Source organism: Chryseolinea soli (assembly GCF_003589925.1).
GTDB classification, from domain to species: domain Bacteria; phylum Bacteroidota; class Bacteroidia; order Cytophagales; family Cyclobacteriaceae; genus Chryseolinea; species Chryseolinea soli.
Map to the genome: position 1 here is coordinate 1,809,206 of NZ_CP032382.1, position 25,614 is coordinate 1,834,819.

A 25,614-nucleotide genomic window follows, 5' to 3' on the forward strand; every position below is an offset into this window, starting at 1 on the left:
ACGTAACTTTACCTTACGGTTAATAAGGCGTGAACAAGCACAGAGTATATTGGTCGATGCAGATTGGCGGGTGGCTGTTGTACGCCTTGGTCCAAATCGTGGGCAGCTACCTGGCATCGGGTGGAATTTCGGCTAAACGTCTGGTCTTCCTCCTGGCCGAGGCGCTGTTGTGCCTGGGGGTCACCCACGGGTTCAGGGTGCTGCTGAATCGCTGGCGGTGGCTGTATTTGCCCATGCATAAATTGCTGCCCAGTGTGTCGGTGGCCCTGTTCATTATGGGTCTGCTGGTGTATTTTCTGCGCATTCCGGTGAACCTCATGCTGGGCCGCCTGTTTAACCCCATGGATGCCCTCGATATTCAACAGATCCTGGGACAATCTGTGTTTTATATCTTCGTTTTCTTTCTGTGGACGGTGTTCTATTTCACCTACCACTATTTTGAACGCTATAACAAGTCGCTGAAGTACGAGGCTTCCATGATCGAGATCGAACTGAACAACCTGAAGTCGCAGCTCAACCCCCATTTTATCTTCAATGCCTTGAACAGCATCCGGGCGTTGGTGGACGAAAATCCATCCAAGTCCAAGCAGGCCATCAACCAGCTCTCCAACATCCTGCGCAATTCGTTGGCGTCGGACAAGAAGGGGCTTACCAATTTTGACGACGAGTTGAAGATGGTGAAGGACTACCTGGGCCTGGAGAGTATCCGGTTTGAAGAACGCCTGAAAACAGAGTTCGACATCGACCCGGACTCGACGAAGTTTCGCGTGCCGCCACTGATGATCCAGACCTTGGTGGAGAACGGCATCAAACACGGCATCTCTAAACTGACACCGGGAGGTATCATCCAGCTAAAGACCTTTGTTGCAGACGACCGCTTGAATATCCATATCCGCAACAGCGGCCACCTCATCAATGGGATCAAACGCAGCAAGTCGGGCCTGGGCTTGAAGAACACCGTGCAGCGTTTAAAACTTATTTATGGAGACGAAGCCTCCTTCCGTATTGTAAATGAAAACGATAATTTTGTACTTACTGAAATAATCATTCCTCAAATCAATAGCCATGAGAGCATTAATCGTAGATGACGAACGTTTGGCCCGCAAAGAACTGATGAAGTTGCTGGAAGACCATCCCATGATTGAAGTGGTAGGCGAAGCCATGAACGCCGAAGAGGCCACCCAATTGGTAAACGACCTCAATCCCGACCTTCTTTTCCTCGACATCCAGATGCCGGGAAAAACGGGCTTTCAATTACTGGAGGAGCTCGACTCCGTTCCCCTGGTGGTGTTCACCACGGCCTACGATGAGTTTGCTTTGAAAGCTTTCGAAGTGAATGCACTCGACTATCTGTTAAAGCCCATTCAACCGGAGCGTCTTGCCGAAGCAGTAGCCAAGCTGGCCGATAAAGAGCGCGCCAAGAACGCCGCCATCCGTGGCCCCGAAAAGAAGCTGGGGCTCAACGACCAGGTGTTTGTGAAAGACGGCGACCGCTGTTGGTTTGTGAGCCTTTCGAATGTGCGCCTGTTTGAATCCGATGGCAACTATATCAAAGTATATTTTGACAGCAACCGCCCGATGATCCACAAGTCGCTCAATGCGTTGGATGAAAAATTGGACGAGCGCGCTTTCTTCCGGGCCAGCCGGAAACATATTGTCAACCTCAGTTGGGTGGAAGGCATCGAGCCTTGGTTCAACGGTGGACTGATGGTGAAGCTTCGCGGAGGCGATAAAGTGGAAGTGAGCAGACGGCAGGCGGCGAAGTTTAAGGATATGATGAGTTTGTAATTCAACTCGATTATTTTAAGACCCTCGTTGTTCACCTTAACAACGAGGCGCTTTACCCGTTCGACTCAATGAAAAAAGTAGTTCGTGAAAGTTCACGAAGCCAGTGGTTGACGATTGTCCTTGGTCTGCCGCTGACTTTGGTTTCTGTATTCCTTTTGATAAAGGAAAATTCGTGGCAAGCTTGGACAGGAACTTTTCTTTTTGGCGCTGGCCTGGCGTCAGCCATTTACAATTTGATGACCAAGGAATACGTCTCTCCCAGTAGCCCAAGGGGTCAGAAAATGATGGAAGAAGATATCGCAGCAATGTTGGAGGACGATGGTATCTTCACATTTCATGCCGACGGATTTGCGCTAGAGATTGAAAGTAGGCCGCTAAACTATCGATGGGACGACGTTCTGAAAATAATCGCCTACAAAACTGACCGACTTACAATTGATCAAATCTGTATTGAAGTCTTTTTGCGGGATGGCCAGATGTTTCGCATTTCAGAGGAGACGTTGGGCTACTACCAATTTATGGAGCATGCGAAGCGTGAGATCACCGGACTTCTACCGGATTGGGAACTGAAGGTCGTCCATCCTGCCTTTGAAAGGAATGAAACCATTTTGTTAGACAGGTGATGCGCAAGCATTGATCTCGCCGCTGAAATTTGAAAGATTCCTAAGACGGCTCACGTCCTTCATTCATAGAAAAAAGTACTGAAATTTTACTCGGGCTTCTTTTTCTTCTTATCGAAAGCGACTCCTTTCTTCTTTTTCTTAAATGTCACCTTCGACAGTTCGAAGGAATTTTCCTTCTTTTTACCGGGCGTTGTCGTCTTCTTTTTATCAGGCGGTGTCGTCTTCTTTTTATCGCGGGGCGCTGCTTTCTTTTTCGGCTCAGGAGTTCGCTTCTTCTCATGAAACGCCCCTTTAAAATCAGGATTCTCTTTTCGTTTTTGCCAGTCGATATCCAACGCCATGGCCTGTGCCTCTTCGTAGGGCGTCTTCGTGATCTCTACTTCTTCCGGGATTTGTTTGACGGGAATTTTTTCACGGATGAGGGCTTCTATCTTTTCGATGTGATACAACTCCGACTTGGTCACAAACGTGATGGCCTTGCCTTCCTGAAATGCGCGACCCGTTCGCCCGATGCGATGCACGTAATCTTCATGCAAAGGAGGCACATCGAAGTTGATCACGTGCGACACTTTCACCACATCGATCCCACGCGCCGTCACATCGGTCGACACCAATACCCGCAATAACCCTTCTTTAAATTCATTCACCGCATTGATGCGGCTGTTCTGTCCTTTGTTGGAGTGGATCACTTTCACCGGACCCAGTCCCTTTCTTTCCACGAAATTGAAAACACTATCGGCCACTTCCTTGGTGCGCGTAAAGATCATGACGCGGTTGAACGCTTCTTTATCCTGAAGCAAGCGCTCCAGGAAGTTGATCTTCGTGCGCATGTTGGGGACGTGATACAACTCCTGCTCTACCTGCTTTGCCGTGGTGGCTTGCGGGGTGACTTCGATCTTTATGGGGAACTCTAAAAATTCAGCTGACAATTTTTCCACGCGCTCGGAAAACGTGGCGGAGAACAACAGGTTTTGTCGCTTGCGCGGCACCACCTCCAGGATCTTGCGCAGCTGGTGCATAAAACCCATATCCATCATGCGATCGGCTTCATCCAAGACCAGGAATTTGATTTGCTTGGTGGGCAGCTCGCCTTTGAGATAGAGCTCCAGAAAACGACCGGGTGTGGAGATGATGATGTCGATGCCCTGGCGGATCTCTTCGATCTGTGTTTTGGGACCGATGCCTCCATAGATCGGGAGAATGCGCAGGTCGGTATATTTTGCCAACGCCTTGGTGTGCTCGGCGATCTGGATGGTCAACTCCTTGGTGGGCGCGAGGATCACGGCGCGGGGTTCGTCGCCTTGGGCATACTTCACTTTCATGAGGACGGGCAACAGGTAGGCTGCCGTTTTGCCGGTGCCGGTTTGCGCGATGCCAATCACTTCCTGGCCGCCCAGGACCAGCGGGATGCATTTCTGTTGGATCTCTGTGGGTGTTGAGAATCCCAGGTCAGCCACCGCGTTGAGCAGCTGTTTGTTGAGATTAAAACCTTCAAAAGTTGGGATTGCTGACACTTTAGCTTTTAATTTTACCGGCGATGAAGACAAAACTGATCACCAACGCAAATATAGTCAATGAAGGCAAGGTCTTTGAAGGCGACGTGCTGATAAAGGGACAATACATTGAAGCCGTGGGCAAAGACCTGTCCTCGCGGTCGGCAGACGTGATCATCGACGCTGCCGGAAAATACCTGTTGCCGGGCGTAATCGACGACCAGGTGCACTTCCGCGAACCCGGACTGACCCACAAAGGCAACATTCACTCCGAATCCAGGGCGGCCGTGGCCGGCGGGGTGACCAGTTTTATGGAGATGCCCAACACCAATCCGCCAACGTTCACCCAAGCCCTGCTGGAACAGAAATACGTCATCGCCTCCCAAAACGCCCTGGCCAACTATTCCTTCTTCATCGGCGCCTCCAACGACAACCTGGAGGAAGTGATGAAGACCGACATCACGCGGGTGTGCGGACTCAAGATCTTCATGGGATCGTCGACAGGAAATTTATTGGTGGACGATCCGAAAGTTTTAGAACACTTCTTCTCGCGCTTCCCCTCGCTCATTGCCGCGCATTGTGAAGACGAGGGCACGATCAGAAGAAACACGGCCCTCTATAAAGAAAAGTATGGCGAAGATGTGCCCATCGCCTGCCACCCGCTCATTCGCAGCGAAGAGGCGTGCTATCTCTCTTCGTCGTTTGCCGTGAAGCTGGCCAAAAAGCATGGCACGCGTTTTCACATTCTGCACATCTCCACGGCGAAGGAAACTTCGTTGTTCGACAATAGCATTCCACTCGAACAGAAGAAAATCACCGCCGAGGCCTGCGTGCATCATCTCTGGTTCAACGATGCCGACTATGCGCGGCTGGGTACGCGCATCAAATGGAACCCGGCCGTGAAAACCGCCCACGACCAGCAGGCGATCCTCAACGCCGTGCTCGACGACCGCATCGACGTGATCGCCACGGACCACGCACCCCATACGTGGGACGAAAAGAGCAACACCTATTTCAAAGCGCCTTCGGGTGGGCCACTCGTGCAGCACAGTCTGGTGGCGATGCTGGAGCTGTATCACCAGGGGAAAATAAAACTGGAAAAGGTCGTTCAGAAAATGAGTCACCACCCGGCCATACTATTCCAGATCGAAAAGCGCGGTTTTATCCGCGAGGGCTACTTTGCCGACCTGGTGCTGGTAGATTTGGACGCTCCCTGGAAAGTAGGGCGCGAGAACATCGTGGCCCACTGCGGCTGGTCGCCCCTGGAAGGCGTGACGTTCCGTTCCACGGTGGAGCGCACCTTTGTGTCGGGGCATCTGGCCTATAGCCTGGGTGCATTCGACGAGAGCAAAATGGGCGAGCGGTTGCGATTTGACCGGAAATGATTTAGAAAATCGTTTTTGCATATTTCCGCCGTCTGTCTAACTTTGCAGTCCTCAAATGGTGGATGTAGCTCAGTTGGTTAGAGCATCAGATTGTGATTCTGAGGGTCGCGGGTTCGAGTCCCGTCTTTCACCCCAAAATACTTGTAACCCTATGTTTATCAACGACATAGGGTTTTTGTTTTAGCCCAGCGGGCGGCTGCGACGCTGGTATTTTGGCGTTCTAGCCCGGGTCTGCGTGTAAATCCTGGATTTTCTATTTTTTGCCCCGAAAGTATTTGATTTGATTGAGCCGGGTGACGGCATCTTCCTCGGAATGCTCATTGCCATCCAGAGTTTCAACGGACTTGAAATTGCCAAACCTTAGACCAACTGCGTCCTCGCCGCTTGAAAGTAAGTTATACTCCTCACACAAGTTGCATTGGCAAATTATCCAGCAGTTCGGAACTCCATCCTGCTTCGAGGTGATGTCCAGATTCAACGGAGTGTTACACGCCGTGCATGGAGAAGATCTGGTTTCAATAATGACTTCTTTCTTTTTCGTAAGACGAATCATCGTTCCCAAAAACTTACCGTACAGCCAATCGTTTAGGTTGTCCCCTATATTGATCCCGATCAACTGACCAATTTTATAAAACTCATCCCCTATAAATTCTTTCTCCTCGGTGTCGTAGCACGTTGTGTCGAATCGCTTTAGTCCTTTTATCAAGATTCGCTTCATTTGTTTTTCAGACGCATCGGACTGGGCATCGGCCAATAGTTCGTCAAGACACATATTGGTTAACCGCGTCATTTCTTCAATGACTTCCGGATCGGATGGATTAAGTCCGCGGCGCTCCCAATCGGCGCTCGTGAATTTCCTTTTTTCCCGCAACGTCATCAGTTTCTCCAAGACTCCTTTTTCTATTGCCATGTTAGTGGTCTATTAAAAATCCTACAGAAAAAATCGTACATCGTCCACAAGTTAATGTCATTTCACACGATGGCATAGACCTCTTCTTCTCTTGAACAATACTATGGAAATCCTACGCAGTGAGGACCCATCGCCTACTTTAAAGAAAAACTAAGCCAGAATCAATCTTGCGCTCCAATTATTTTTAGCCTATGTTTAATTCATGATCGCATATACTGAATTTGATGAGTTGACGCTGGAGGATAAGATCAGTACGCTCTATGAAAAAGGCACTTTTGTGATGGCCATTCGCTATTACGGCTATAAAATAAATTTATACTTGCTCGGTAATTTTTACCTCGAAGTATTCATCAATCACAAGTTCTCGCTCATCGAGAAAATAATTCCGCTGGACCGCATGCATTCGCGGATGAAATTCTATTCCGACCAGATCAAATTGCCGAAAGAAGAACTTTAAACGGCAGAACGCCTCGTTTGTTTTCGAATCGCCGGTATTTTTTTGCTCCCTTATTCAAAAAAAATAATTGCCGGTGAATGCACGGCGATGTCACGCAGGCGACATCGTTTTTGTTTTGGATCGAATTTCTTTGAAGAATAAATTCATTCAAAATTATGAAATCATTCATGACCGGTATTTTCCTGATGCTGTTGCTCGCTCCCGCATTTGGACAAGAAGTATTTTCAAAATCAGAAGCGGCTATTCAAGGTTATGATCCTGTTGCCTATTTCAAGGAGGCAAAACCTGTAGAGGGAAAAAAGGAATTCAGCTACACCTGGAAAGAATCGACCTGGCTTTTTTCTTCCGCACAAAATCTTAACGACTTTAAAGCCAACCCCGAAAAGTTCGCGCCACAGTTTGGAGGCTATTGTGCCTATGGCATGTCGCAAGGTCACAAAGCATCAACCTCGCCCGATGCCTGGACCATTATCGATGACAAGCTGTATTTGAACTATAACAAGGACGTGCTGGTGCTTTGGAGAAAAGATCCGGCCGGCTACATCACGAAGGCCAACACGAATTGGCCCACGGTGAAGAAAGAAAAATTCAAGTGAGCCTTCAGATGTGAAAAACCCACTCGGCGTATAGCGGATCGGCGGGATCAAAATCGTTGCGTACAAAAAACGGTCGCGGCAATACTTTCACACTAGAGCATTCCACCAGCATCAGGTTCCGGTATCCGGGACCTGTGCTTTTGGCGCTGTAGCCATATTCCTGCCAGCACACGATCACGATCTTGTTTTGTTTGGTGCGGCAGACACCATAGGGGTGCACGACTCTCGATCCTGTTTCCTTGAACAACTGTATGCTGCATACGCGTTTTGATTGCGCGGCGTCGTATAGTTGCTTGGTGATGACGCCGGCGTCATAGTCAGGTAAAGGCATGGCTATCCGGTTAAATTAAAATTCTAACGATCACTTTGCATAACCTTTTCATACGGCAATCCGGAAGGTGAACCACGGCATCGGGTCCATCCCCTTTTTTAAATTTTCCTTCTTGCGTTGAGTTGCCTTCGCGCTCTTAAAAGTTCGGCGACAATAAGTATTTGGAATAGAAATCGTCGATGACGCGCACAGCTTCCTCCGGGGTGTCGACCAGGTTGAAAAGATCGAGGTCTTCTTCGTTGATCATCTTGTCGGCGACCAGCACTTTCTTCCACCAGTCCAGCAAGCCCTTCCAGAAACTTTTGCCCACCAGCACGATGGGGAACCGGCCGATCTTTTTGGTTTGGATTAGCGTCAAGGCCTCTGTCAATTCATCGAGCGTGCCAAAGCCGCCGGGCATGACGATGAAGCCTTGTGAGTATTTCATGAACATGACCTTTCTCACAAAGAAATAGTCGAACGTGATGAGCTTGTCGGCGTCGATATAAATGTTTCCTTTTTGCTCGTGGGGCAGATAGATGTTGAGGCCCACGGATTTTCCCTTGGCCCGGTTGGCCCCGCGGTTACCGGCCTCCATGATACCCGGACCACCACCCGTGATGACGCCATAGCCGTGTTGCACCAGTTGATAGGCAATTTCGTCGGCCATTTTATAATACGGATTGCTGGGCTTTACGCGAGCCGATCCAAAAATGGTGACACAGGGACCGATCTTGGCCAGCTTCTCGAGGCCCTCCACAAATTCCGACATCACCTTGAAGATCATCCAGCTATTGGAGCCCTTGATCTCGGCCCAATCTTTGTCTTTGAAAGCCCTGCGGATGCGTTGCTCTTCTTCCAGCGCCTCGGGGCTTAACGATACCTCTGCATTTTTCTTTTTCGTCTTCATACCTATACCTTGTACATAAAAAACGAATATACAAGGATGAAACGAAAAACAAGCGTCTTCCACTTTTCTCTTGCGCTCGGCGCATGTATGGTTCTGTTTGGTTGTCAACCCAAACCAACGACCACCACCGGAACGACGTGGGCGCTGGTGCCGTTCGAAAAAGCCGACAGTGTGAACCCCATCCTGCTGCCCGGAGAAAATATATTCGACTGCCCCGTGTTGGGAAAGCCCGTGGCATGGGAAATCAAAGATGTTTTCAATCCCGCCGCGGTGGTTCGCGAAAACAAAGTCTACCTGCTGTTCCGGGCCGAAGACACCGTGGGCCGCTTTGCGGGTACGTCGCGCATCGGCCTGGCCACAAGCGATGATGGCCTGCATTTTTCAAAGATGAAGGAACCCATTCTCTATCCCGACAACGACAGCCTGAAACGCTATGAATGGGAAGGTGGCGTAGAGGATCCCCGCGTGGTGGAGTCGGAAGAAGGCCACTACATCATGACCTATACCGCCTTTGACGGTACAACGGCCAGGCTATTGCTAGCCACGTCGCCCGACCTGATCCATTGGTCAAAGCAAGGCGCTGTGCTGCAAGGCAGCCACAAAGATACCTGGAGCAAGTCCGGCGCCATCGTCGCGCGGCGCGAAGGGTCGAAGATCGTAGCCACAAAAGTGAACGGGAAGTTCTGGATGTATTTTGGCGACACAGACCTGTTTGCCGCTACCTCCACAGACCTTCTCCATTGGACACCTGAATTAGAAAACGGAAAACTAAAGTCTGTCCTTAAACCGCGCAAAGGCTACTTCGACAGCTTTCTCGTAGAGAGCGGGCCCTATGCCTTGCTCACCGATGCCGGCATCGTGCTGCTCTACAACGGCATGAATCACAACACGCAGGGCGACACCACACTGGCAAAGGGAGCCTATTGCGGTGGGCAGGTCTTGTTTGCTAAGAACAATCCCATGCAAGTAGTAGACCGGCTCGAAACAAATTTCATCCGGCCCGACAAGCCTTATGAGATCACCGGGCAAGTAAATCAAGTGTGTTTTCTGGAGGGCATGGTCTATTTCCACGACCGGTGGTTTTTGTATTATGGTACCGCCGATTCAAAGATCGGGGTGGCGGTGAAGCCATAGACCGGCTATTCTTTTGTGATGTTGTCTGCCCGTACACGCTCATTTTTTTGGAGCAAATTCACCAAGGCGTCATCTACGTTCGTATAGGCAAACTTGAATCCTGCCTCTTGGATTTTTTCGCTCGACACTTTGCTTCCACGAAGCACCAGGTCGGCCATTTCGCCCAACAGCAATTTCAGAATAAAGGAGGGGATGGCCGGAAAAATGATGGGCTTGTGAACCGCGTTTGCAATCGCCATGGTGAGCTCCCGGTTTGTCGCGGGATGGGGTGCTACAGCGTTGTAGGCGCCCTCCATGGCATTGTTCTCGACGGCCATGATGAAGATGTTACAAAGATCGTCGAGATGAATCCAGCTCAGATATTGATTCCCCGATCCCAGTGGCGCGCCGGCGTACCACCTTATTGGACGCAGGATCTCATTTACCACGCCGCCCTCTGCACTCAGTACGATACCAATACGAATGCGCACCACGCGAATATTTAGCTTCAGGAACGCATCCACTTCCTGCTCCCAACGCCGCGTAACCTGTGCGAGGAAATCTTCTCCCGGGGGATCGTCCTCCTTGTAGATGGTTTCCTCGTCTTTGAAGCCATAGTAGCCGACCGCGGTGGCAGAGATGATGGTCTTTACGGAGTGGTTGCCCTTTTTGAGTTCGTCGTAAAGCAGCTGCGTGGATTGGGTGCGGCTTTCGAGGATTTCGCGTTTGCGTTCTTTCGTCCAGGGCTTGTCGGCAATGCCCGCCCCGGCGAGGTGAATGATGGTGTCGGTGTCCTGGAGGGCACCGCGTTCGATATAGCGTCTGTCGATATCCCAAACGAAGGACCGGGCTATGCCATCGCGCTTTGCGCGGCCGAGATGTGCCACACGGTGGCCATGGCTATGCAACATGTTGGTGAGCCGTGAGCCGATGAGGCCGGATGCGCCGGTGATGAGGATGCTGTGCACAAATTCCACGATTTGTAAGCTTGCTGGACTTATACTCTAATTTAGGATTATTTGCATTTCTTTCCGCTTCCGCTTAACGTCTTCGGATGGACCCGGCTGCCGCCAAATCGCCCTTCCATCCCCTTAACAACGCATTGTTAGGCCTTCGTTTTCCACTTGCGCTCTGCCTTATCATAATAAACATTAGGATCGGGAAATTCAACGTACTCCTCGCCGTGACTGTTCTTCGTCCAATAGGGCTCCAGTGATTCACCCTTCACCATGCGGTCGAACAGCATGCCGCCTCGGCGAAGTAATGTGTCGGGCATCATCTTCCAGGTTCTGAAAATTTCCTCGTACTCGACTAACTCGCCCTTATCGTTCAGTTTGAATTTTCCACCCGTAGCGTGGCGCTTTCCATAGAGGCTTGCCGCTTGTTGAGAGATCAGGAAATAGGTTTCGCCATCGGCAGGATAGTAGAACTCCAGCTTGGCGCGGCTCATTTTGTCGAGATAGTATTGGTCGAATCCTTTGTCGAATTTCTCTGCGTCGGAAGTGTTTTCTGGTGGCTTGGCCAGATACCGGATCACTTTCGTCATCACCTCATCTTTTGTCGCGGCCGTCAGGTGGTCATCGGGATTATAGCTCGCTTTCTTATCACACGAAAAAAACAGGAGCGCCAGGGCAAAGAGTAACAAATGGTTGAACTTCATAGTCAGTATAGAATGGGTGTAAAATTAAAAAGACTTACCCACAGTAGGGGTAAGTCTTTTTACAATAATTCTTTTGTCCTATTTTATTCTATCGAAGCGATTAGTACGCTTTTACGCCAGGCTGGAATTCAGTCCAGCTGTCAGTCCAGTCGCTCGATCCGAAAGCACCAACATACGTCGGGGTCTTGTCGAAGAAGGTACCGAATTTCGCGTTGCTGTAGTCAGCACCAGTAGCCAGTGTTCCGGAGCCCACGCTGAAGTCGGGGTTGGTAGGATATGCACCAACCGCGCCAGCGCCCCAATAGCTGCTCAGCGGTACGCCGAAACCAGCGTAAGGAGGAAGTATTGCGCCGGCAACAGGAGATCCGGCAGTAGCCGACCACTGTGTGGCCACGGCAGCAGGAAAGAATGTGGAGTTATCGTTGGCAACGGTATTCCAGTAAGTCTTCACAGCCGTAGCGTCGCCGCTGGAAGTATTGGTAGAATATACCACGCCAATTTCACCCGAAGACGTTCCAACTTCTTTATACGTTGCACTTGCACCCGAACCGATAAGGCCCGTTGTCGTAACCGTCAAAACGTTGTTCGCCAGTACACCCAATCCAGTTTTGTAGGCTGCGATAGTAGCATCGTCATCCATACGGAGACCGGTAGTGAAGCCAGACAAATACGAGTTGAAGATAGAGATGTTCGTTCTTCTGCGGATGTGCATGGTGTTCTGGAAGCTACCCGAGATCGTACGGGAGTTGACATCCTTAGGACCGAGCACGGTGATGTTGGAGAACACGGCTTGCGTACAGCCTTCGTGGCCACCGCCGGTTACGCCGGTTCCATCAAACGTGAAGTCGCAACCATTTGTCGCATTGGCGTTACCTTGGTTATCGCTTTCAAAGGCGTTGGAACCGGATTGGTCAGCATAGAAAGGATAGCGCACTACAAGCGCGAACTGAACATTTCCACGGAAACCGAAGTCGGTATCCAAATCGTCATCCCAAGCGCTGAAAGAAACAAGGTGTTTCGCATTTACCGTACCGCCGAACCATTCGAAGCTGTCGTCGCCACCATAAGAAGATTGTACGTGGTCGATGGTCGTACCGTTACCTACACCACCCATGGTCAAACCATTGGTTTCGTTGTTAGGTGTGAGCTCGATACCGGCATATTCAATTCTAACATAGTTCAATGTTCCGCTGCTTTGATCAGCATTGGTAGTAGGCGTTGCGCTTTCGGCTTTCGACGAACCGTAGAGAACAGAAGGCGTGATACCTTCGATGCTAGGCTTCGTGTCCTGGTTCACCCATGCACTTCCCAAAAGGAGGATGCCGGCCCAGTCGCCACGGTCACGGCCGTTTGCAGGCTGTGCGGATGTGAATACTACCGGCTTGTCGGCAGTTCCGTTACAAACGAGTTGTCCACCCGGCTCAACGATCAACGCAGCTTTCGAAGCTTTGTCACCCTTGATAATGGTACCCGCGGGAACTGTCAACACGGCACCGTTCTTCACGAACACCTGGCCCACCAGCAAATAAGCCTTCGTGGCATCCAGGGTTTGGCTAGCACTGATATTACCCTGCAAAGTGATCACCGGGTTGCCCACAGTAATGGTGAATGTTACAGGAGCAGAGTTTTGATTGGAGTTATCCGACACCGAGAAAACTACCACGATGGTAGAGCCTACGACAGCGGAAGCAGGAATGGCAATGACCACGTCCTTATCTACGGTAGTAGCACCGGCCAGGTCGATGGTTTGGGTTGAACCGCCCGTAACGAGCAGTGATTTTCCACCACCCGGGGCAGTCACAGAGGCTTTCACTGTAACATTTGCGCCAGGCACGTCTTGTGCGGTGGATGTGCTTAAGCTAACGGTGGGGGCTGTTGGGGTTGATGGATCGTCATTATTACAAGCGACGAATCCCAACATCGCAGAAAAAAGGAATAGTCCTAAGATTTTTTTCATGGTGTCAGATTTAGAATGGTTCGAATTGAATGGCTCAAAGGTATGCGGACCATGTTCAATGGGTGTTAAACCCATTTTAACAAATCGTTACGTGTTGTTTCCGCGCTGTTAACATTTAACATTAAAAAATAAAAGAGGCCGGAGCCTCTTTTACTTTAACGGTTCTGTCGACACCCTTTTATTTTTTCATGAACTTCCACGACCACGATAAAGTGAAAAGTTGCGAGGTTTGATATACCTGGATGGGGTCGTCTATTTTTTCGTCGATCTTCTGGTTCTCGTCATTGTCCTGGAAGAGGCGATATTTTGCGTTGAGAACATTTTGTACGTTCACTTTCACTTCCATTGAATTCTTAAACTGCTTTGCTACCTGGAGGTCCACGGCATTGCGAGGTCTCTCAATCCAGGAGGGCGCGATAACACTTCCGACGGCCATGATCCGGTTGCCGATCACATTGTAGGCCACGTTCACGGAGTAGCCCAGGTCCGGATCGTTATAGTACAATCCCGAGTTGATCACATAAGGAGATTGTCCTTGCAGGGGCCTTCTTCTTTTCTGGAAGGTCACATCCGCCCCCATATCTACTTCACTCTTCATCAACGACGAGTTGATGTTCACCGAAAGGTTGCGGAGAAACTTGGACACGCCAAGGCTGGCCAACGACTTGCGGACTTCCAATTCAATACCCGCCGTGTAGGCCTTGGGCGCGTTTTGATAGCTGAACTGAATGTTACCCGATGCATTTTGCTGGTAGAATTCGATCGGGTTTTTGAAGTTTTTGTAGAATGCTCCAAAGCTGATCAGTTCACCCGGGTTAGGATATAACTCCCAGCGAAGGTCGACGTTGTCGATCGTGGCGGATTTGAGGGCTGGATTTCCGATCAGGTTCAGGTTATATTCAAATTGATAGAACAGGAAGGGAGCAAGCTCGCGAAACTCCGGGCGATTCACGGTTTTGCTGTAAGCCACTCGCACCAATGACCGCTCCGTTAAATTATAGGCGATGTTCGCCGAAGGCAGGATCGAAGTTTTTACGTTGTGCACGGGATCAAGGTACGTCTCCAATTTCTGGTCGAAGTGTTCTACGCGTACGCCTCCACCGATGTCAAATTTTCCAACCGGAATGTTGCCCATGACAAAGCCCGAAGTAACAAATGTCTTGCCGTGATAAACGAACGATGGATCGCTTCCCTCCTGGATAGCAAACCCAGGGGATTGTGTTCCGTCGGCGTTGTTCGCGAACATATTCTGCTGCGAGAAGATCGTATTGATCGGCAAATAGGAAAGCTCGTTGCCATAGGCGCCGTCGAAGTTTGCAGGATACAAATAAGAGACATAGCGTGCGCTGAACGCGCGTTTCTTATAGTCCAGGAAATATCCGGCCTTCAAACTGGGGGTTCTTTTCTCTTCCAGGTTTCCGAAACGTTTTTCAAACGTCACACTGTTCTGGTAGCCGTTGTCCGTCAAACTGGAATAGTAGCGGTTGGCGTCAAAGAGGTTGGAACCCGGAGGCAGGATCATCCGAAACTCGCCGCGTGTGTCGTCAAAGTTCCTTCTGAATTTGCGATAATCCGGCTCGTTCCGGTCAACATAGTTCATCGCCAACATCCAGTTGAATTTTCCAGAGTTGTCTTTCAGCGAATATGTGCCTTCTAATTGGCCGGAATAAATAAAGCGGCTGAGGTAGTAATAAGAGTTGTTATTCCACAAGCCCGGCAGCTGGGTGTAGTCGTGGCCTTCGCGCAATGTTGTTTTGTTGTCGCCAATCTGTACGAGGAGGTTTTTGAACTCGATCTTGTTTCGATCACTCAGGTTGAAGAGCCAGTTGTGAATGAGGCTGATCTTTGTTTCGTGACTATAGTTACTATCCTTGAAGTCATTTTGAAAGTCCGACTTCGTTTCCGGATCCGTGTCAAAGGTTGTATAGCGATTAAAGCTCGCCTTATAGTATTGGTAGTTGACCGAGTAATTCAAAGAGGTGAGTGTGCTCGCCTGTATTTTTCCAAACATGACGTTGCGGGCATAACCAAAATTGAATCCATAGTCCACCGGAGCCTTCGACGTCGTGTAGTCAAATTGGTTGGAGAGCGACTTGCCGGCTTGCTCGCGAACCGGTGACGTTTGGCCCGTAGTCTTCAAGGCTTCCACGGAAGGGAAACCACTGGGCAGCGACCGGAATCCGTTATCGTAGCCTAAGAAATCGGTAGGGCTCTTTGCCGACTCATTGAAATCCTTGAACGACGTGTTAGCGCGGTAACCAAAGTTCAGGCCAAAGCTGGTATACTCATCGGAAGTCGTCTGCTTTGTCTTCACCTGGATAACACCCCCAGCAAAGTCACCGGGTAGATCGGGCGTTGCCGATTTGTAGATCAACAACTGGTCAATGGCACCGCTGGGTATAAGATCGAACGCGAAGGTTCTTTTATCTACTTCGGTACTCGGCGCAATCGCACCATTGATCATCACTTGATTGTATCGATCGGGCACTCCTCTCACCAACACAAACCGGTTGTCCACGATCGTGACTCCCGGCACCCGTTTCATCACCTGGGCTGCGTCGTTGTCGGGTAATTTTACGATTTGTTCGGCGGAAATACCGCTCACCACAAGCTTGCTTTCTTTAATGGCGTTGATCAACGACATGTCGTTGTTGATCTCGCGTGTTGCCGCCACTACGATTTCAGTCAGCTCTGTAGCATCGTCTTCTTGCATGGGCACTTTAAGATCCGTGCGTTTTGCACTCTCCACCACCACGTCGTTGACGATGTTGGCCTTGTATGTGATAAATGAAATGGCCAACGTGTATGTACCGGGCTTCACGTTAGCAATCGTGAATTTGCCCTCGACGTCCGTAACAGCACCCACCTGCGTGCCTTGAATGACGACGTTTGCTCCAACGATAGCTTCGCCGCTCTTGGCATCGGTGACAACACCGCCGATGGTACCGTTTTGTGCCAGTGCGGCGATGGAAATGAGGAAGAATAGTGGGGGAAGTAGACTTCGCAACATATAGCAGTAATTTGTCGCAAAGGTGAGGTCTTAATATTACCTGACGGGGACGGGTTTATTACCAAATTGTTAAGTGGAAAATAATCCCAACCGTGTGTTCAAACCTGCAAATTGAGCTGTTTGGGGCTGTTCCGTGATAATCAGCGGTTTTCGAATATGCCGGCTTAACAATTATTACAACTTTTTTTAATGTGCATAACGTCGCCATAATAAAACAAAAGTCCTGTGGCCCTACCGTTGACCAAAATTGAATTTGGTTTTGGGTGGAACGCAAAACGTCCGTCACGCGCCCCGTTCCCATCCAAAAAAATAGCGTGACTACGCCACGGCTAGAGATCTTATAAAAGACGTTTTGATCATTACTTCGTGATCGGCACTTTGTTCAGAATGGCCTTGATCACATCGGCGGTGCGCACGTTGTCGGCCTCGGCTTCGTAGTTGAGGATGATGCGATGGTTCATCACATCGCGGGCCACTTCCTTAATATCTTCCGGCAACACATAGTCGCGGCCTTCCATATAGGCCAGCGCTTTTGCCGACAGGTTCAGGTTGATGCTGGCGCGGGGACTGGCGCCGAATTGGATGTACTGCGCTTGTTCGTTTAGCTTATACTCCAGCGGATTGCGCGTGGCATACACCAACTCGATGATGTAACGCTCCAGCGATTCGGAGATCTTCACCTTGTTCACCTGGTCGCGCACGGAGAAAATATCCTCTTTGCTCAGGATGGTGCTCACCTTATAATCGAATTGCATGTTGGAGATCCGGCGCATGATCTCGATCTCCTGGTCTTTGGTAGGGTAATCTACAAACACCTTCATCATGAAACGATCGACCTGCGCTTCGGGCAACGGGTACGTGCCTTCCTGGTCCACCGGGTTTTGGGTGGCCAGTACGAGGAAGGGGCGGTCGAGTTTGAACGTCGTTTCGCCGATGGTCACCTGCTTTTCCTGCATGGCCTCCAGCAAGGCCGACTGCACTTTGGCAGGCGAGCGGTTGATCTCATCCGCCAGAATGATGTTGGCGAAAATGGGACCTTTCTTTACATCGAACTTGCCGTCTTTCTGGTTGTAGATCATCGTACCCACCAGGTCGGAGGGGAGCAGATCGGGGGTGAATTGGATGCGCTGAAAATCCAGGTGCAACACTTGCGCGAGCGTGCTCACGGTGAGGGTCTTGGCCAAGCCTGGCACGCCTTCCAACAATACGTGGCCGTTGGTGAATAAACCAATGAGGAGGCGATTCACCATGTATTCCTGGCCCACCACCACCTTGGCCATTTCGGCGTATACCTGCTTTACTTTTTCCTTATGTTCTTCGTGCTTTTCTACGGCCAGGGCTTCCATGGGAATTCTTTTTGTTTAAAAAATCAAAAATAAGGCAATTCTAAAAAAATGCCCTTTAAAAATGCGATGAGAGGGATTTTTTCGGGGAAAATGTTTTGAGAAGGGTCGGGGTGGGATGTGGAGAGATGGGTGGAAGCTGATTTGTTGGTGAAGAACAGCAACAAAGGCGTCGGCATTATAAAACAACCACCTCGGCTCCCCTGGGATTGGTGATGTAGGAGTGGATGAGATTTTTTACGGTCGGGGTTTCCACGCTGCGTTTTATGTAGTTCTTGGCCGATTCCAGGTCGGAGATGGAGGCCTGGCGATCAAAAAAGCCGAAGCCCACGTAGGCCCCACGCTCCACCAGCACCAGGGATTGCTCCTCGATGTTTCTTCCCTTGCCGATGATGGCCACGGATTCGCCATCTTCCTGGAAGGACTGGATACACTTGACGATGCGCTTGTTGTATTTCTTGGCAGACTCCACACCCATGCAGGCACCGTGACATTCACCGGCTTGGTAGTCAAAGCACAAGCCTTTGGCCACTTGCAGTCCACTGAGTTTTGGGCAAAGATCGAATTCGCGCACTTTTTGCCAGAGGAAATTCCAGGCATCTCCTTTTGTTCTGAAGCGCGTGAGGGGACGCGCCCCGCGGTTCACCACATTCACAGAAAAGCGACGGTAGCCGTTGCGGTCTTCGTATTCGAAGATGCCCCACTCTTCGGTCTTGAATTTCTGGGCTTGGTTATACTTCGGCCACAAGCGTCGAATTTCCTGTGACTCGAGGATGAGGGCGATCAGTTCGTTGCCCGTCAGTTCGTAGTGGATGTGATGGATCTCGTTCCGGATCTTGGAGCGGCTCCATTCGCGGGCGTCGCCGGTGAAATGACCGGCAATCCTTTTCTTGATATTCAATGCCTTGCCCACATAGATCACGTGGCCGCGGGCATTCTGGAAATAATATACACCTGGCAACGCGGGGAGCCGGTCGAATTCTTCTTTGGGTAGATTGGGCGGCAGAATGGTTTCGCCGGAATTGTGCTTCAGCATTTTCACGATGAAGCCGTCGTGGTCGCGGCGCAAAAGCTGGTCGAAGACCCTCACGGTGGCGGCCGCATCGCCCCCGGCCCGGTGGCGGTTCACAATCTCGATGCCGAGACTTTCGGCCAGGCTGCCCAGGCTGTAGGATCGCAGACCGGGAATGATCTTCCGGCTGAGGCGAACCGTGCACAGCTTTTTAGACTGCCAGTTGTAGCCGGCCTGTTCCAGCTCTTTTTTCAAAAAGGAATAGTCGAAATGGGCGTTGTGCGCTACGAAGATCTTGCCTTCGAGGCGGAGGAAAATTTCTTCGGCCACTTCCTGGAAGGTTGGCGAGTCTAACACCATTTCGGTGCTGATGCCGGTGAGCCCGGTAATATAGTAAGGAATGTTCCTTCCGGGGTTGACAAGTGTGTGGTAAGTATCCGTGATCTGGATGCCGTCGTGGTGATAGATGGCAACCTCCGTGATACGGTGATTCTCTGCGTAGCCTCCCGTGGTCTCTATGTCAACAATGGCGTACATGCGGGTGTAAGTTAAAATTTGACAATTGAACCTAAAAGCAGAAATTGAATCAAATTTTAACAACGCGAAAATGAGTGGAATTGTTCGTTTTCTATTGTCCGGATTGGCCGTTTTGCTCACCGCCTACCTGCTTCCCGGAGTTCACGTGGAACATTATGGCTACGCCTTGCTGGTCGCGGCGGTGCTGGCGATCGTCAATTTCATCATCAAACCGATCCTCGTCGTGCTCACCATCCCCATCACCGTCCTCACCCTGGGTCTTTTTCTGTTGGTGATCAACGCCCTGATGATCCTGTTGGTGGATTCGCTTATCGACGGGTTTAGGGTGGACGGTTTTTGGTGGGCGCTGGCGTTCAGCCTGATCCTGTCCGTTTTCAATAGCCTTTTTTCAGATCTGGCCGGGGATAAAAAGCGGGATTGAAATTTGTCGCGATTCAATCTGGAGCCTTCCATTGGGGAAATCAAATTCCGTTCTAAACAGCAACAAACCCATAAAAGGTGTGTGGTGTTATTGACTACTGGCCACTGAATGCCGAGTAGAAGCTCCTGGCTACTGGCTCCTGGATTCTGGCTCCTGACTCCCAACAAAGCTCTCCCGGGACGAGCCCGGTGAGAGATGTCAGATTACCAACTACATTCAAAAGCATGATCCAACGTAGGGAGAGAGGGCCTTACATGTTGGGATTGAAATGCGGGAAACGGAGAATTTTTTTGAGGCGCGTGGCGATCAATTCAGCCGGGAGTTCGACAGGAGATCGTTCCACTTTTTGTCCGGCTCGGGTCTCACCTGGTCGCTCACGATGCCGGCCAGCCGGTTGTCTACTTCGGTCATGACCAGCATAGCGGCTACGCCCAGGGCGTTGCCCAGGTGTTGCGTTTTTTCGTCTACTTCGTCGGACAAGAAAATGACAGGGGTGTTTCGGTTCACAGAGTTGGTGCGTACAGAACGCACGAGTTCAAAACCTGTGACCACAGGCAGGTCGGTGCCGCAGATTATCAGATCGAAATGTTCGATTCGCGAGGTTAGGAGCCCATCCAAACCAGATTCTGTGTGAAGAACAACGGGATTGCAATTGCTAAGCACCGACTTTATTTGGCTAACGATAGTTTTCTGCCTGTGGACCACAAGGATTTTCATTGTCTGTATATGTGGTGTTAAAAACATTTTTGCTGCCCTGATACCTATATGAAAGGTCGCTCAAGAATTTGAACCTTTGGAAAAACCGGGAAAAGCGGCGGCCGACGAGTTTGGTAGGTCAATGAAAAAAGGTGCCAAAACGGTGACAAAAAACGACTTTTAGGGCTGGGGTATCCCTGGATACTGGTAGTAAGAAAATACTAGAAAAATAGTACAATTGTACTACTCCCACTTTCCGGAAATCAGGTGATCAATCCGGTTTCGTAAGCATATTTTACGAGCCCCACGATGTTATTGACGCCCACTTTGTCCATGATGTTTACCCGGTGGTTGCGCACCGTGTTTTCACTAAGGAACAGGCGTTGGCCGATCTCTTTCATGGTGAGCTCGCGGCAGATCAGCAACAGGATTTCTTTTTCGCGATCGGTGAGCTCGGCTTGCTGGAAAACGGGACGTTGTCCGGTTTTGCGATCCTTCACATTTTTTCGCAGCACGGACGCCACGAGGTCGTTGTGATAAAAATCTTTTTCCACCACCGAGTAAATGGCTTTCTCCAGTTCGTCGGGTTCCGTGTTTTTTAACAGGAAGGCATGCACGCCCATCTCCATCATGTGGAGGATGAATTTGTTGCTGTCGTGCATGGTGAGGATGATGATCTTTATTTCCGGAAATTTTTGAATGATCTGCTCGCTCGTTTCGGCGCCGTCCATCACGGGCATTTGCAAGTCAACGATGACCACATCGGGCGCTTCGTACTTGATGAGCGTGAGCAACTCTTTGCCGTTTTCAGCATCTTTCACTTCGCTCACGCGCTCGAAGGTTCGCAATAAATTCACCATCGCTTTGCGAAAAAGGGTATGGTCGTCGGCGATGTATACTTTATACGAGGGCTTCATGAGGTATCGTCAGGGTGATCTTGCTTCCTTTTTTCCGATGCGGTTCAAAATCGAGGTGGGCGTTCAGGAGCCGCACCCGGTTCTCGATGTTGAACAGGCCGAGGCCTTTACCACTATGGGTCACGTTGCGCTGCACTTCGATCTCGAAACCCACGCCATCGTCTTCCACTTCGATGCGCAGGTTTTGGGTGGAGTATATGCTCACCTGGATGCTGGTGGCCTGCGAATGCTTGATGGCATTGTTGATCAGCTCCTGGATGATGCGGAAGATCATCAACTCTTTTTTGGGATCGAGGGCGGGCACATCACCCTCTTCATGAAAAACGACGGGTAGCAGGGAGGTTGCCTGGAAACGGTCGCAGATCTCGCGCACGGCCTGCACCAGACCGAATTTTTCCAGCGTCGAGGGCATAAGGTCGCGGCTGATCTGTCGCACCGAGGCGATGGTGTCGTCCAGCATCTGTTTGGGTTGCTCGATGCTTTCGGGATCCGGGATCTGGCGCGCCAGGGTGGAGAGGCCCACGCGAATGGTGGATAGCATACCCCCGATGCTATCGTGGAGGTCGCCGGCCACGCGGCGGCGTTCGTTCTCCTGCGATTCGAGCGCGGCCTCCATCATTTTTTGTTGATAATCCAATTCCAATTGCTGACGCTTCATTTGTTCCTGGATCATTTTCTTTTGATAGAACACCATAAACATGATGATCGCAACAGAGAGCAGCAACATAGCTACCGTGCCAACGGCTATGATGAGGGCAACCTGATATCCTGGAGATCCATCCATAACCTGAGGAATGTCTGAAAAAATGTCAGCGGTGAAATTGTCAGGAAAAGTCCAGTAAATCAATAAATCATAGTGAAATTTTCAAGAAATCACGCTGGAACATTTCCAGTAATCATCGAGCATACCAATCCTTGCACGTCGTTTATCGAGACCGAACGCTATTCGTGACAGAAAAATTCAACATCGCGGAATAAGAAATTCTCTGTCGCGCGTGCAGGCTAATTTTCTCCGTGAAGTTTTTTTGAATCTGAGGATACGCACATTCGTGCTCAATGTTAGCGAGATATTTCGCCGAGCGAGCACATTCGACAGCGACCCCTATGCCAACCGTTGTCGTGAGAAGTCCAATTCAACGGAGGCTAAGTTTCTCCGGCCGGAACAATTCTGAATTTTTCTGTAGTCATAGGCTCCCGCTATGTTTCTTTTTGAACATTCATATGGAGTTTACCCGACGCAGTTACCACGTTTTTGAAGTCTATCGATATGCCAATGATGATCAGAACTAGTTCAACGATACCCATTAGGCCGTGAAGGATCCAGTAAATCAACACATCATTGAAAAAAAACTTGGTCAAATAGGCGGTAAAAAGATACAAAAAAGTCGCTGCAGCACCCTGCACCAGAAGGCCTGTGCTGATCCAGAACATTGGAACGTGCTGTAAGTGCCGTTCAGGCAAATCCTTCATAAGCCTATAAAAATAGATGACACTGTAGGCCATGATAACGAAACTAAAGACCGATGCGGAGTACGAATTGAAGTAGATTTTCTGAATGAAGAAAATATTGACGAACCAAAAAATCGTAAAAAGCACAACCAAGGTTAAAAAAAACGCAGCGTACCGCTTCTGAAATTGAACGTAGTAAAGAGCCGTCAAGGAAAAAAAGGAAGTCAGGATCTCTATATTGGTTGGAATGTTCACCTCCATGCCCTTGAGTTGGAATACGCCCATACTGTGGTAGCTTAGGAATAGACACAAAAAATTAACGCCCAAAAACTTTATTTGCAAGCTGCGCTGTTTAAAATATGAAAAGCAAAGCACGATAGTCAATCCATGCAGAACCATGGTGATCTTGAGGATAATTATGAAGGTCTCTATCGTCATATATAACTGCATTACGGGTAGTCAGCTTATTTTTCTGCTGGCCTTGCGTCTATTACATTTTCATAACATCAATCGTGAAATATTTTTCTATGGTCACGATCTTTTAGGAACACCGTAATGCATAGATAGCGAGAAAAACTAATTTGACTGTCATGCGATGAATGTACTTTGTACGATTCGCGACAGTATTTTTTGAGATCGAGGATGCGGTAGCTACCGAGACAAGGACTCTTTTTTGCAAGGACAGAATGCGAATTGCGCGGCGGCCAAAGAGCGGCCGCTAGTGAAGTAAAGATTCTCTGCTCGAACCGATCGGTTTATCTTTACGCGACGCCTGGATGGTATTTCTTAGGTCTATGGATACACCAATAATTACCAGGATGAGTTGAAAAATACCCATCAGGTTGTGAATGGTCCAATAAATAAGCACATCGTTGAAGAAAAACTTGGTGAGATAGTCCGTAAAAAGATACAGGAAAAATGCTCCGGCTCCCTGCACCAGAAACCCCGTACTGATCCAGAACATGGGCACTTGTTGCAAATGCTGTGCAGGTAAATCAATCAGTAGCCTATAGAAGTAAGTGACGCAATAGGCCATGATGATAAAATTCAGGAACGATGCCGTGAAGGAATTGAAAAACATCTTCTGAATGAAGAGAATATTAGTAAACCAAAAGATGATAAAAAAGACGCCAAGCGTTAAGAAAAGTCGCGAGTAGCGCTTCTGAAATTGAATATAATAAATGGCTGTAATGGTAAGAAAAGAGAACAAGAGTTCGACATTGTGCGGAACATTTACCTGCATCCCCCTCAAGTCGAATACCCCAAGACTGTAGTAAACCAGAATTGGGGCTAGAAAATGAGCTCCTAAAAGTTTTATTTGTAGTGTTCTCCTTTTAAAAAATAAAAAAGAGAACACTACGATCACCCCCGTCAGCACGAGGATGCCTTGTAGGATGGTCATGAATTTTTCAATCGTCATATATTTTTAGGGCAATAAGGGGGGCAAGGAGCGCCGGAGTCATAGGCGCCATCTTGCAGCAACGTACTTTCCTTCCAAAGCAACGTGCCGTCTTCCGTTGTGCCGACCATGACGAGGTCTACAACATCTTTCCCTGCGAAGTCACTGTGCTTCAGCGCCAGGAAAAAACTGATGCCCGTGCACGCATCACCTGCCTGATTAAGGATTTCGTTTATTGCATCCTTTCCGAAAAAAATCGACTTGGTGTCCTTGCCCTTGTCGGCGCGGAGTTGGTCGTCATACTTTTTGATCATGGCCTCGGCGTCACTTTGTGAAATACCGCTGCCCACATTGGGTTTAAATTCGTCTGCCATAAAAAATTGAGGTAAGGGTTAGGGTTAAGGTTTAAAATTACGCCTGAAAATAGGGATTTTTTTTTAACGGGATTTTTTGCTCCCCTGCTCCGGTCTATATTTGTCGCCTACGATACAACCATGCACAGCTCTTCCAAACTCACACAAAGCGTTCACGCGGGATCGCCCGGCGACCCCCAATTCAATGGCACGGTAACACCGGTCTACCCTTCTTCAGCATACGATTACGAAGGGGTGCCGACGTCGCTTTACCCGCGTTATTTCAACACCCCAAACCAAAAGAACGTGGCCGAGAAGCTGGCGGCACTCGAAAACGCCGAAGACGGCATCATCTTCAGCTCGGGCATGGCGGCCATCATGACGGCCATCTTCGCCGTGATGAAGAAAGGTGATCACGCCATTTTCCAAAACGACCTCTACGGCGGCACCTTCCACGCCGTGATCACGGAATTGCCGCGCTACGGAATGGAATACACGCTCGTCGACGGCCAGGTGGCGGCAAATTTCGAGAAAGCCATCCGCCCGGAGACCAAACTGATCTACATCGAAACGCCGTCCAACCCAACCCTGACACTGACCGACATCAAGGCCGTGGCCGGCATTGCCCGCAAGCACGGCATCCTCACCCTGATCGATAACACCTTTGCCTCGCCCGTCAACCAAAATCCCATCGACCTGGGCATCGACATGGTGGCGCACAGCGGCACCAAATACATCGGCGGCCACAGCGACATTTGCTGCGGGGCCGTGCTCACCTCCAAAGTGTTGGCCCAACAGATCTGGAAGAGCGCCATCAACTACGGCGCCTCACTGGATGCCCACACCTGCTGGCTGGTGGAACGAAGTCTGAAAACCATCGTGTTGCGCGTTCGCCAGCAAAACCTCAATGCGCAGGGCATCGCTGAGTTTCTCACCACCCATCCGAATATCGGTAAAGTGTATTACCCAGGTCTTGCCTCGCACCCGGGTCATGCCCTGGCCAAAGCGCAAATGCCCGGCGGCTTCGGCGGCATGCTCTCCTTTGAGGTGAACCCCGACGCGCATCGCTTCATGAGCAAGCTCAAGCTCATCAAGCGGGCCATCAGCCTGGGCGGCGTGGAGTCTACCATCACATCGCCGGTCAAAACTTCGCACAGCAAGATGGACGCCGCCACGCGCAAAGCCATCGGCGTCACCGACAACCTGGTGCGGCTCTCCGTGGGCATCGAAGAAACGGAAGACCTGATCAACGACATCAAACAAGCGCTGGCATAA

25 protein-coding genes and 1 tRNA gene are annotated in these 25,614 nt (G+C 49.9%); 10 read left to right on the forward strand and 16 right to left on the reverse strand.

Translation table 11 applies throughout. The features are described 5' to 3' along the window. Window positions 1–29: 29 nt before the first annotated feature. The 3 genes from D4L85_RS07775 to D4L85_RS07785 all read left to right on the forward strand — a co-directional run bounded on the left by D4L85_RS07775 (window position 30) and on the right by D4L85_RS07785 (window position 2,411). Window positions 30–1,088 (forward strand): sensor histidine kinase, encoded by a 1,059-nt coding sequence (locus D4L85_RS07775; RefSeq protein WP_228450805.1) that lies wholly within the window; start codon window positions 30–32, stop codon window positions 1,086–1,088. Continuing rightward, the gene (locus D4L85_RS07780) at window positions 1,066–1,788 is read left to right on the forward strand and encodes a LytR/AlgR family response regulator transcription factor (protein ID WP_073142812.1); all 723 of its coding nucleotides are present in this window, start codon (window positions 1,066–1,068) and stop codon (window positions 1,786–1,788) included. Before D4L85_RS07775 ends, D4L85_RS07780 begins: the two co-directional genes overlap by 23 nt. A gap of 68 nt (window positions 1,789–1,856) precedes the next feature. Next, the gene (locus D4L85_RS07785) at window positions 1,857–2,411 is read left to right on the forward strand and encodes a hypothetical protein (protein ID WP_119753798.1); all 555 of its coding nucleotides are present in this window, start codon (window positions 1,857–1,859) and stop codon (window positions 2,409–2,411) included. An 86-nt stretch (window positions 2,412–2,497) separates the two neighbouring features. Here the strand turns inward: D4L85_RS07785 and D4L85_RS07790 are convergent, their stop codons facing one another. Continuing rightward, the gene (locus tag D4L85_RS07790; protein ID WP_174236148.1) at window positions 2,498–3,925 is read right to left on the reverse strand and encodes a DEAD/DEAH box helicase; all 1,428 of its coding nucleotides are present in this window, start codon (window positions 3,923–3,925) and stop codon (window positions 2,498–2,500) included. A gap of 23 nt (window positions 3,926–3,948) precedes the next feature. On the opposite strand from D4L85_RS07790, the gene D4L85_RS07795 reads away from it, so the two are divergent. Then, on the forward strand, window positions 3,949–5,289 hold the full coding sequence (locus tag D4L85_RS07795; protein ID WP_119753799.1) for a dihydroorotase: 1,341 nt from the start codon (window positions 3,949–3,951) through the stop codon (window positions 5,287–5,289). Between the two features lie 58 nt (window positions 5,290–5,347). Further along, a tRNA-His gene (locus D4L85_RS07800) sits at window positions 5,348–5,424 on the forward strand. Between the two features lie 118 nt (window positions 5,425–5,542). Here D4L85_RS07800 and D4L85_RS07805 read toward each other — a convergent pair. Further along, window positions 5,543–6,199, reverse strand: coding sequence for a DUF4844 domain-containing protein (locus D4L85_RS07805; protein WP_119753800.1), 657 nt, complete (start codon window positions 6,197–6,199; stop codon window positions 5,543–5,545). A gap of 202 nt (window positions 6,200–6,401) precedes the next feature. On the opposite strand from D4L85_RS07805, the gene D4L85_RS07810 reads away from it, so the two are divergent. After that, window positions 6,402–6,656, forward strand: coding sequence for a hypothetical protein (locus D4L85_RS07810; RefSeq protein ID WP_119753801.1), 255 nt, complete (start codon window positions 6,402–6,404; stop codon window positions 6,654–6,656). Window positions 6,657–6,811: 155 nt separating this feature from the next. Continuing rightward, the gene (locus D4L85_RS07815) at window positions 6,812–7,252 is read left to right on the forward strand and encodes a YHS domain-containing (seleno)protein (RefSeq protein ID WP_119753802.1); all 441 of its coding nucleotides are present in this window, start codon (window positions 6,812–6,814) and stop codon (window positions 7,250–7,252) included. Window positions 7,253–7,256: 4 nt separating this feature from the next. On the opposite strand, the gene D4L85_RS07820 is transcribed toward D4L85_RS07815, so the two are convergent. Both D4L85_RS07820 and D4L85_RS07825 read right to left on the reverse strand, forming a co-directional pair. After that, entirely contained in the window at window positions 7,257–7,583 is a 327-nt protein-coding gene (locus D4L85_RS07820; RefSeq protein ID WP_119753803.1) for a hypothetical protein, read from the reverse strand. A 136-nt stretch (window positions 7,584–7,719) separates the two neighbouring features. Then, on the reverse strand, window positions 7,720–8,472 hold the full coding sequence (locus tag D4L85_RS07825; RefSeq protein ID WP_119753804.1) for an LOG family protein: 753 nt from the start codon (window positions 8,470–8,472) through the stop codon (window positions 7,720–7,722). Window positions 8,473–8,508: 36 nt separating this feature from the next. Here D4L85_RS07825 and D4L85_RS07830 point away from each other — a divergent pair, with 36 nt between their 5' ends. Beyond that, window positions 8,509–9,606, forward strand: a complete 1,098-nt coding sequence (locus D4L85_RS07830; protein ID WP_228450806.1) for a glycoside hydrolase family 130 protein — start codon at window positions 8,509–8,511, stop codon at window positions 9,604–9,606. A 5-nt stretch (window positions 9,607–9,611) separates the two neighbouring features. Here D4L85_RS07830 and D4L85_RS07835 read toward each other — a convergent pair whose 3' ends face one another. From D4L85_RS07835 to D4L85_RS07860, 6 genes are all read right to left on the reverse strand, one after another. Beyond that, window positions 9,612–10,553: a TIGR01777 family oxidoreductase gene (locus D4L85_RS07835; RefSeq protein WP_119758695.1), complete on the reverse strand. Its 942-nt coding sequence runs from the start codon at window positions 10,551–10,553 to the stop codon at window positions 9,612–9,614. Window positions 10,554–10,690: 137 nt separating this feature from the next. After that, on the reverse strand, window positions 10,691–11,245 hold the full coding sequence (locus tag D4L85_RS07840; RefSeq protein ID WP_119753806.1) for a hypothetical protein: 555 nt from the start codon (window positions 11,243–11,245) through the stop codon (window positions 10,691–10,693). A 100-nt stretch (window positions 11,246–11,345) separates the two neighbouring features. After that, on the reverse strand, window positions 11,346–13,202 hold the full coding sequence (locus tag D4L85_RS07845; protein WP_160143600.1) for a hypothetical protein: 1,857 nt from the start codon (window positions 13,200–13,202) through the stop codon (window positions 11,346–11,348). A gap of 178 nt (window positions 13,203–13,380) precedes the next feature. Then, the gene (locus tag D4L85_RS07850; RefSeq protein WP_119753808.1) at window positions 13,381–16,212 is read right to left on the reverse strand and encodes a TonB-dependent receptor; all 2,832 of its coding nucleotides are present in this window, start codon (window positions 16,210–16,212) and stop codon (window positions 13,381–13,383) included. 359 nt (window positions 16,213–16,571) lie between these two features. After that, window positions 16,572–17,558: an AAA family ATPase gene (locus D4L85_RS07855; RefSeq protein WP_119753809.1), complete on the reverse strand. Its 987-nt coding sequence runs from the start codon at window positions 17,556–17,558 to the stop codon at window positions 16,572–16,574. A gap of 175 nt (window positions 17,559–17,733) precedes the next feature. After that, entirely contained in the window at window positions 17,734–19,104 is a 1,371-nt protein-coding gene (locus D4L85_RS07860; RefSeq protein WP_119753810.1) for an exonuclease domain-containing protein, read from the reverse strand. 70 nt (window positions 19,105–19,174) lie between these two features. On the opposite strand from D4L85_RS07860, the gene D4L85_RS07865 reads away from it, so the two are divergent. Beyond that, window positions 19,175–19,525, forward strand: coding sequence for a phage holin family protein (locus D4L85_RS07865; protein WP_119753811.1), 351 nt, complete (start codon window positions 19,175–19,177; stop codon window positions 19,523–19,525). 306 nt (window positions 19,526–19,831) lie between these two features. On the opposite strand, the gene D4L85_RS07870 is transcribed toward D4L85_RS07865, so the two are convergent. The 6 genes from D4L85_RS07870 to D4L85_RS07895 all read right to left on the reverse strand — a co-directional run bounded on the left by D4L85_RS07870 (window position 19,832) and on the right by D4L85_RS07895 (window position 24,360). Next, window positions 19,832–20,269, reverse strand: coding sequence for a response regulator (locus tag D4L85_RS07870; protein ID WP_119753812.1), 438 nt, complete (start codon window positions 20,267–20,269; stop codon window positions 19,832–19,834). A 215-nt stretch (window positions 20,270–20,484) separates the two neighbouring features. Next, on the reverse strand, window positions 20,485–21,138 hold the full coding sequence (locus D4L85_RS07875) for a response regulator transcription factor (RefSeq protein ID WP_119753813.1): 654 nt from the start codon (window positions 21,136–21,138) through the stop codon (window positions 20,485–20,487). Beyond that, the gene (locus D4L85_RS07880) at window positions 21,122–21,922 is read right to left on the reverse strand and encodes a sensor histidine kinase (RefSeq protein ID WP_119753814.1); all 801 of its coding nucleotides are present in this window, start codon (window positions 21,920–21,922) and stop codon (window positions 21,122–21,124) included. The genes D4L85_RS07875 and D4L85_RS07880 overlap by 17 nt, the downstream gene beginning before the upstream one ends. Window positions 21,923–22,335: 413 nt before the next feature. Further along, window positions 22,336–23,025: a hypothetical protein gene (locus D4L85_RS07885; RefSeq protein ID WP_119753815.1), complete on the reverse strand. Its 690-nt coding sequence runs from the start codon at window positions 23,023–23,025 to the stop codon at window positions 22,336–22,338. A 280-nt stretch (window positions 23,026–23,305) separates the two neighbouring features. Beyond that, entirely contained in the window at window positions 23,306–24,007 is a 702-nt protein-coding gene (locus D4L85_RS07890; protein WP_119753816.1) for a hypothetical protein, read from the reverse strand. Next, entirely contained in the window at window positions 24,004–24,360 is a 357-nt protein-coding gene (locus tag D4L85_RS07895; protein ID WP_119753817.1) for a hypothetical protein, read from the reverse strand. The genes D4L85_RS07890 and D4L85_RS07895 overlap by 4 nt, the downstream gene beginning before the upstream one ends. 120 nt (window positions 24,361–24,480) lie before the next feature. Here D4L85_RS07895 and D4L85_RS07900 point away from each other — a divergent pair, with 120 nt between their 5' ends. Next, on the forward strand, window positions 24,481–25,614 hold the full coding sequence (locus D4L85_RS07900) for a trans-sulfuration enzyme family protein (protein WP_119753818.1): 1,134 nt from the start codon (window positions 24,481–24,483) through the stop codon (window positions 25,612–25,614).

Coding starts and splice junctions, on each gene's coding strand:
- D4L85_RS07820 (WP_119753803.1), bottom strand. CDS start 7,583: ATGCCTTTACCTGACTATGACGCCGGCGTCATCACCAAGCAACTATAC.
- D4L85_RS07845 (WP_160143600.1), bottom strand. CDS start 13,202: ATGAAAAAAATCTTAGGACTATTCCTTTTTTCTGCGATGTTGGGATTC.
- D4L85_RS07785 (WP_119753798.1), top strand. CDS start 1,857: ATGAAAAAAGTAGTTCGTGAAAGTTCACGAAGCCAGTGGTTGACGATT.
- D4L85_RS07805 (WP_119753800.1), bottom strand. CDS start 6,199: ATGGCAATAGAAAAAGGAGTCTTGGAGAAACTGATGACGTTGCGGGAA.
- D4L85_RS07875 (WP_119753813.1), bottom strand. CDS start 21,138: ATGAAGCCCTCGTATAAAGTATACATCGCCGACGACCATACCCTTTTT.
- D4L85_RS07900 (WP_119753818.1), top strand. CDS start 24,481: ATGCACAGCTCTTCCAAACTCACACAAAGCGTTCACGCGGGATCGCCC.
- D4L85_RS07850 (WP_119753808.1), bottom strand. CDS start 16,212: ATGTTGCGAAGTCTACTTCCCCCACTATTCTTCCTCATTTCCATCGCC.
- D4L85_RS07860 (WP_119753810.1), bottom strand. CDS start 19,104: ATGTACGCCATTGTTGACATAGAGACCACGGGAGGCTACGCAGAGAAT.
- D4L85_RS07795 (WP_119753799.1), top strand. CDS start 3,949: ATGAAGACAAAACTGATCACCAACGCAAATATAGTCAATGAAGGCAAG.
- D4L85_RS07815 (WP_119753802.1), top strand. CDS start 6,812: ATGAAATCATTCATGACCGGTATTTTCCTGATGCTGTTGCTCGCTCCC.
- D4L85_RS07830 (WP_228450806.1), top strand. CDS start 8,509: ATGAAACGAAAAACAAGCGTCTTCCACTTTTCTCTTGCGCTCGGCGCA.
- D4L85_RS07870 (WP_119753812.1), bottom strand. CDS start 20,269: ATGTTTTTAACACCACATATACAGACAATGAAAATCCTTGTGGTCCAC.
- D4L85_RS07885 (WP_119753815.1), bottom strand. CDS start 23,025: ATGACGATAGAGACCTTCATAATTATCCTCAAGATCACCATGGTTCTG.
- D4L85_RS07840 (WP_119753806.1), bottom strand. CDS start 11,245: ATGAAGTTCAACCATTTGTTACTCTTTGCCCTGGCGCTCCTGTTTTTT.
- D4L85_RS07780 (WP_073142812.1), top strand. CDS start 1,066: ATGAGAGCATTAATCGTAGATGACGAACGTTTGGCCCGCAAAGAACTG.
- D4L85_RS07855 (WP_119753809.1), bottom strand. CDS start 17,558: ATGGAAGCCCTGGCCGTAGAAAAGCACGAAGAACATAAGGAAAAAGTA.
- D4L85_RS07890 (WP_119753816.1), bottom strand. CDS start 24,007: ATGACGATTGAAAAATTCATGACCATCCTACAAGGCATCCTCGTGCTG.
- D4L85_RS07825 (WP_119753804.1), bottom strand. CDS start 8,472: ATGAAGACGAAAAAGAAAAATGCAGAGGTATCGTTAAGCCCCGAGGCG.
- D4L85_RS07810 (WP_119753801.1), top strand. CDS start 6,402: ATGATCGCATATACTGAATTTGATGAGTTGACGCTGGAGGATAAGATC.
- D4L85_RS07880 (WP_119753814.1), bottom strand. CDS start 21,922: ATGGATGGATCTCCAGGATATCAGGTTGCCCTCATCATAGCCGTTGGC.
- D4L85_RS07895 (WP_119753817.1), bottom strand. CDS start 24,360: ATGGCAGACGAATTTAAACCCAATGTGGGCAGCGGTATTTCACAAAGT.
- D4L85_RS07865 (WP_119753811.1), top strand. CDS start 19,175: ATGAGTGGAATTGTTCGTTTTCTATTGTCCGGATTGGCCGTTTTGCTC.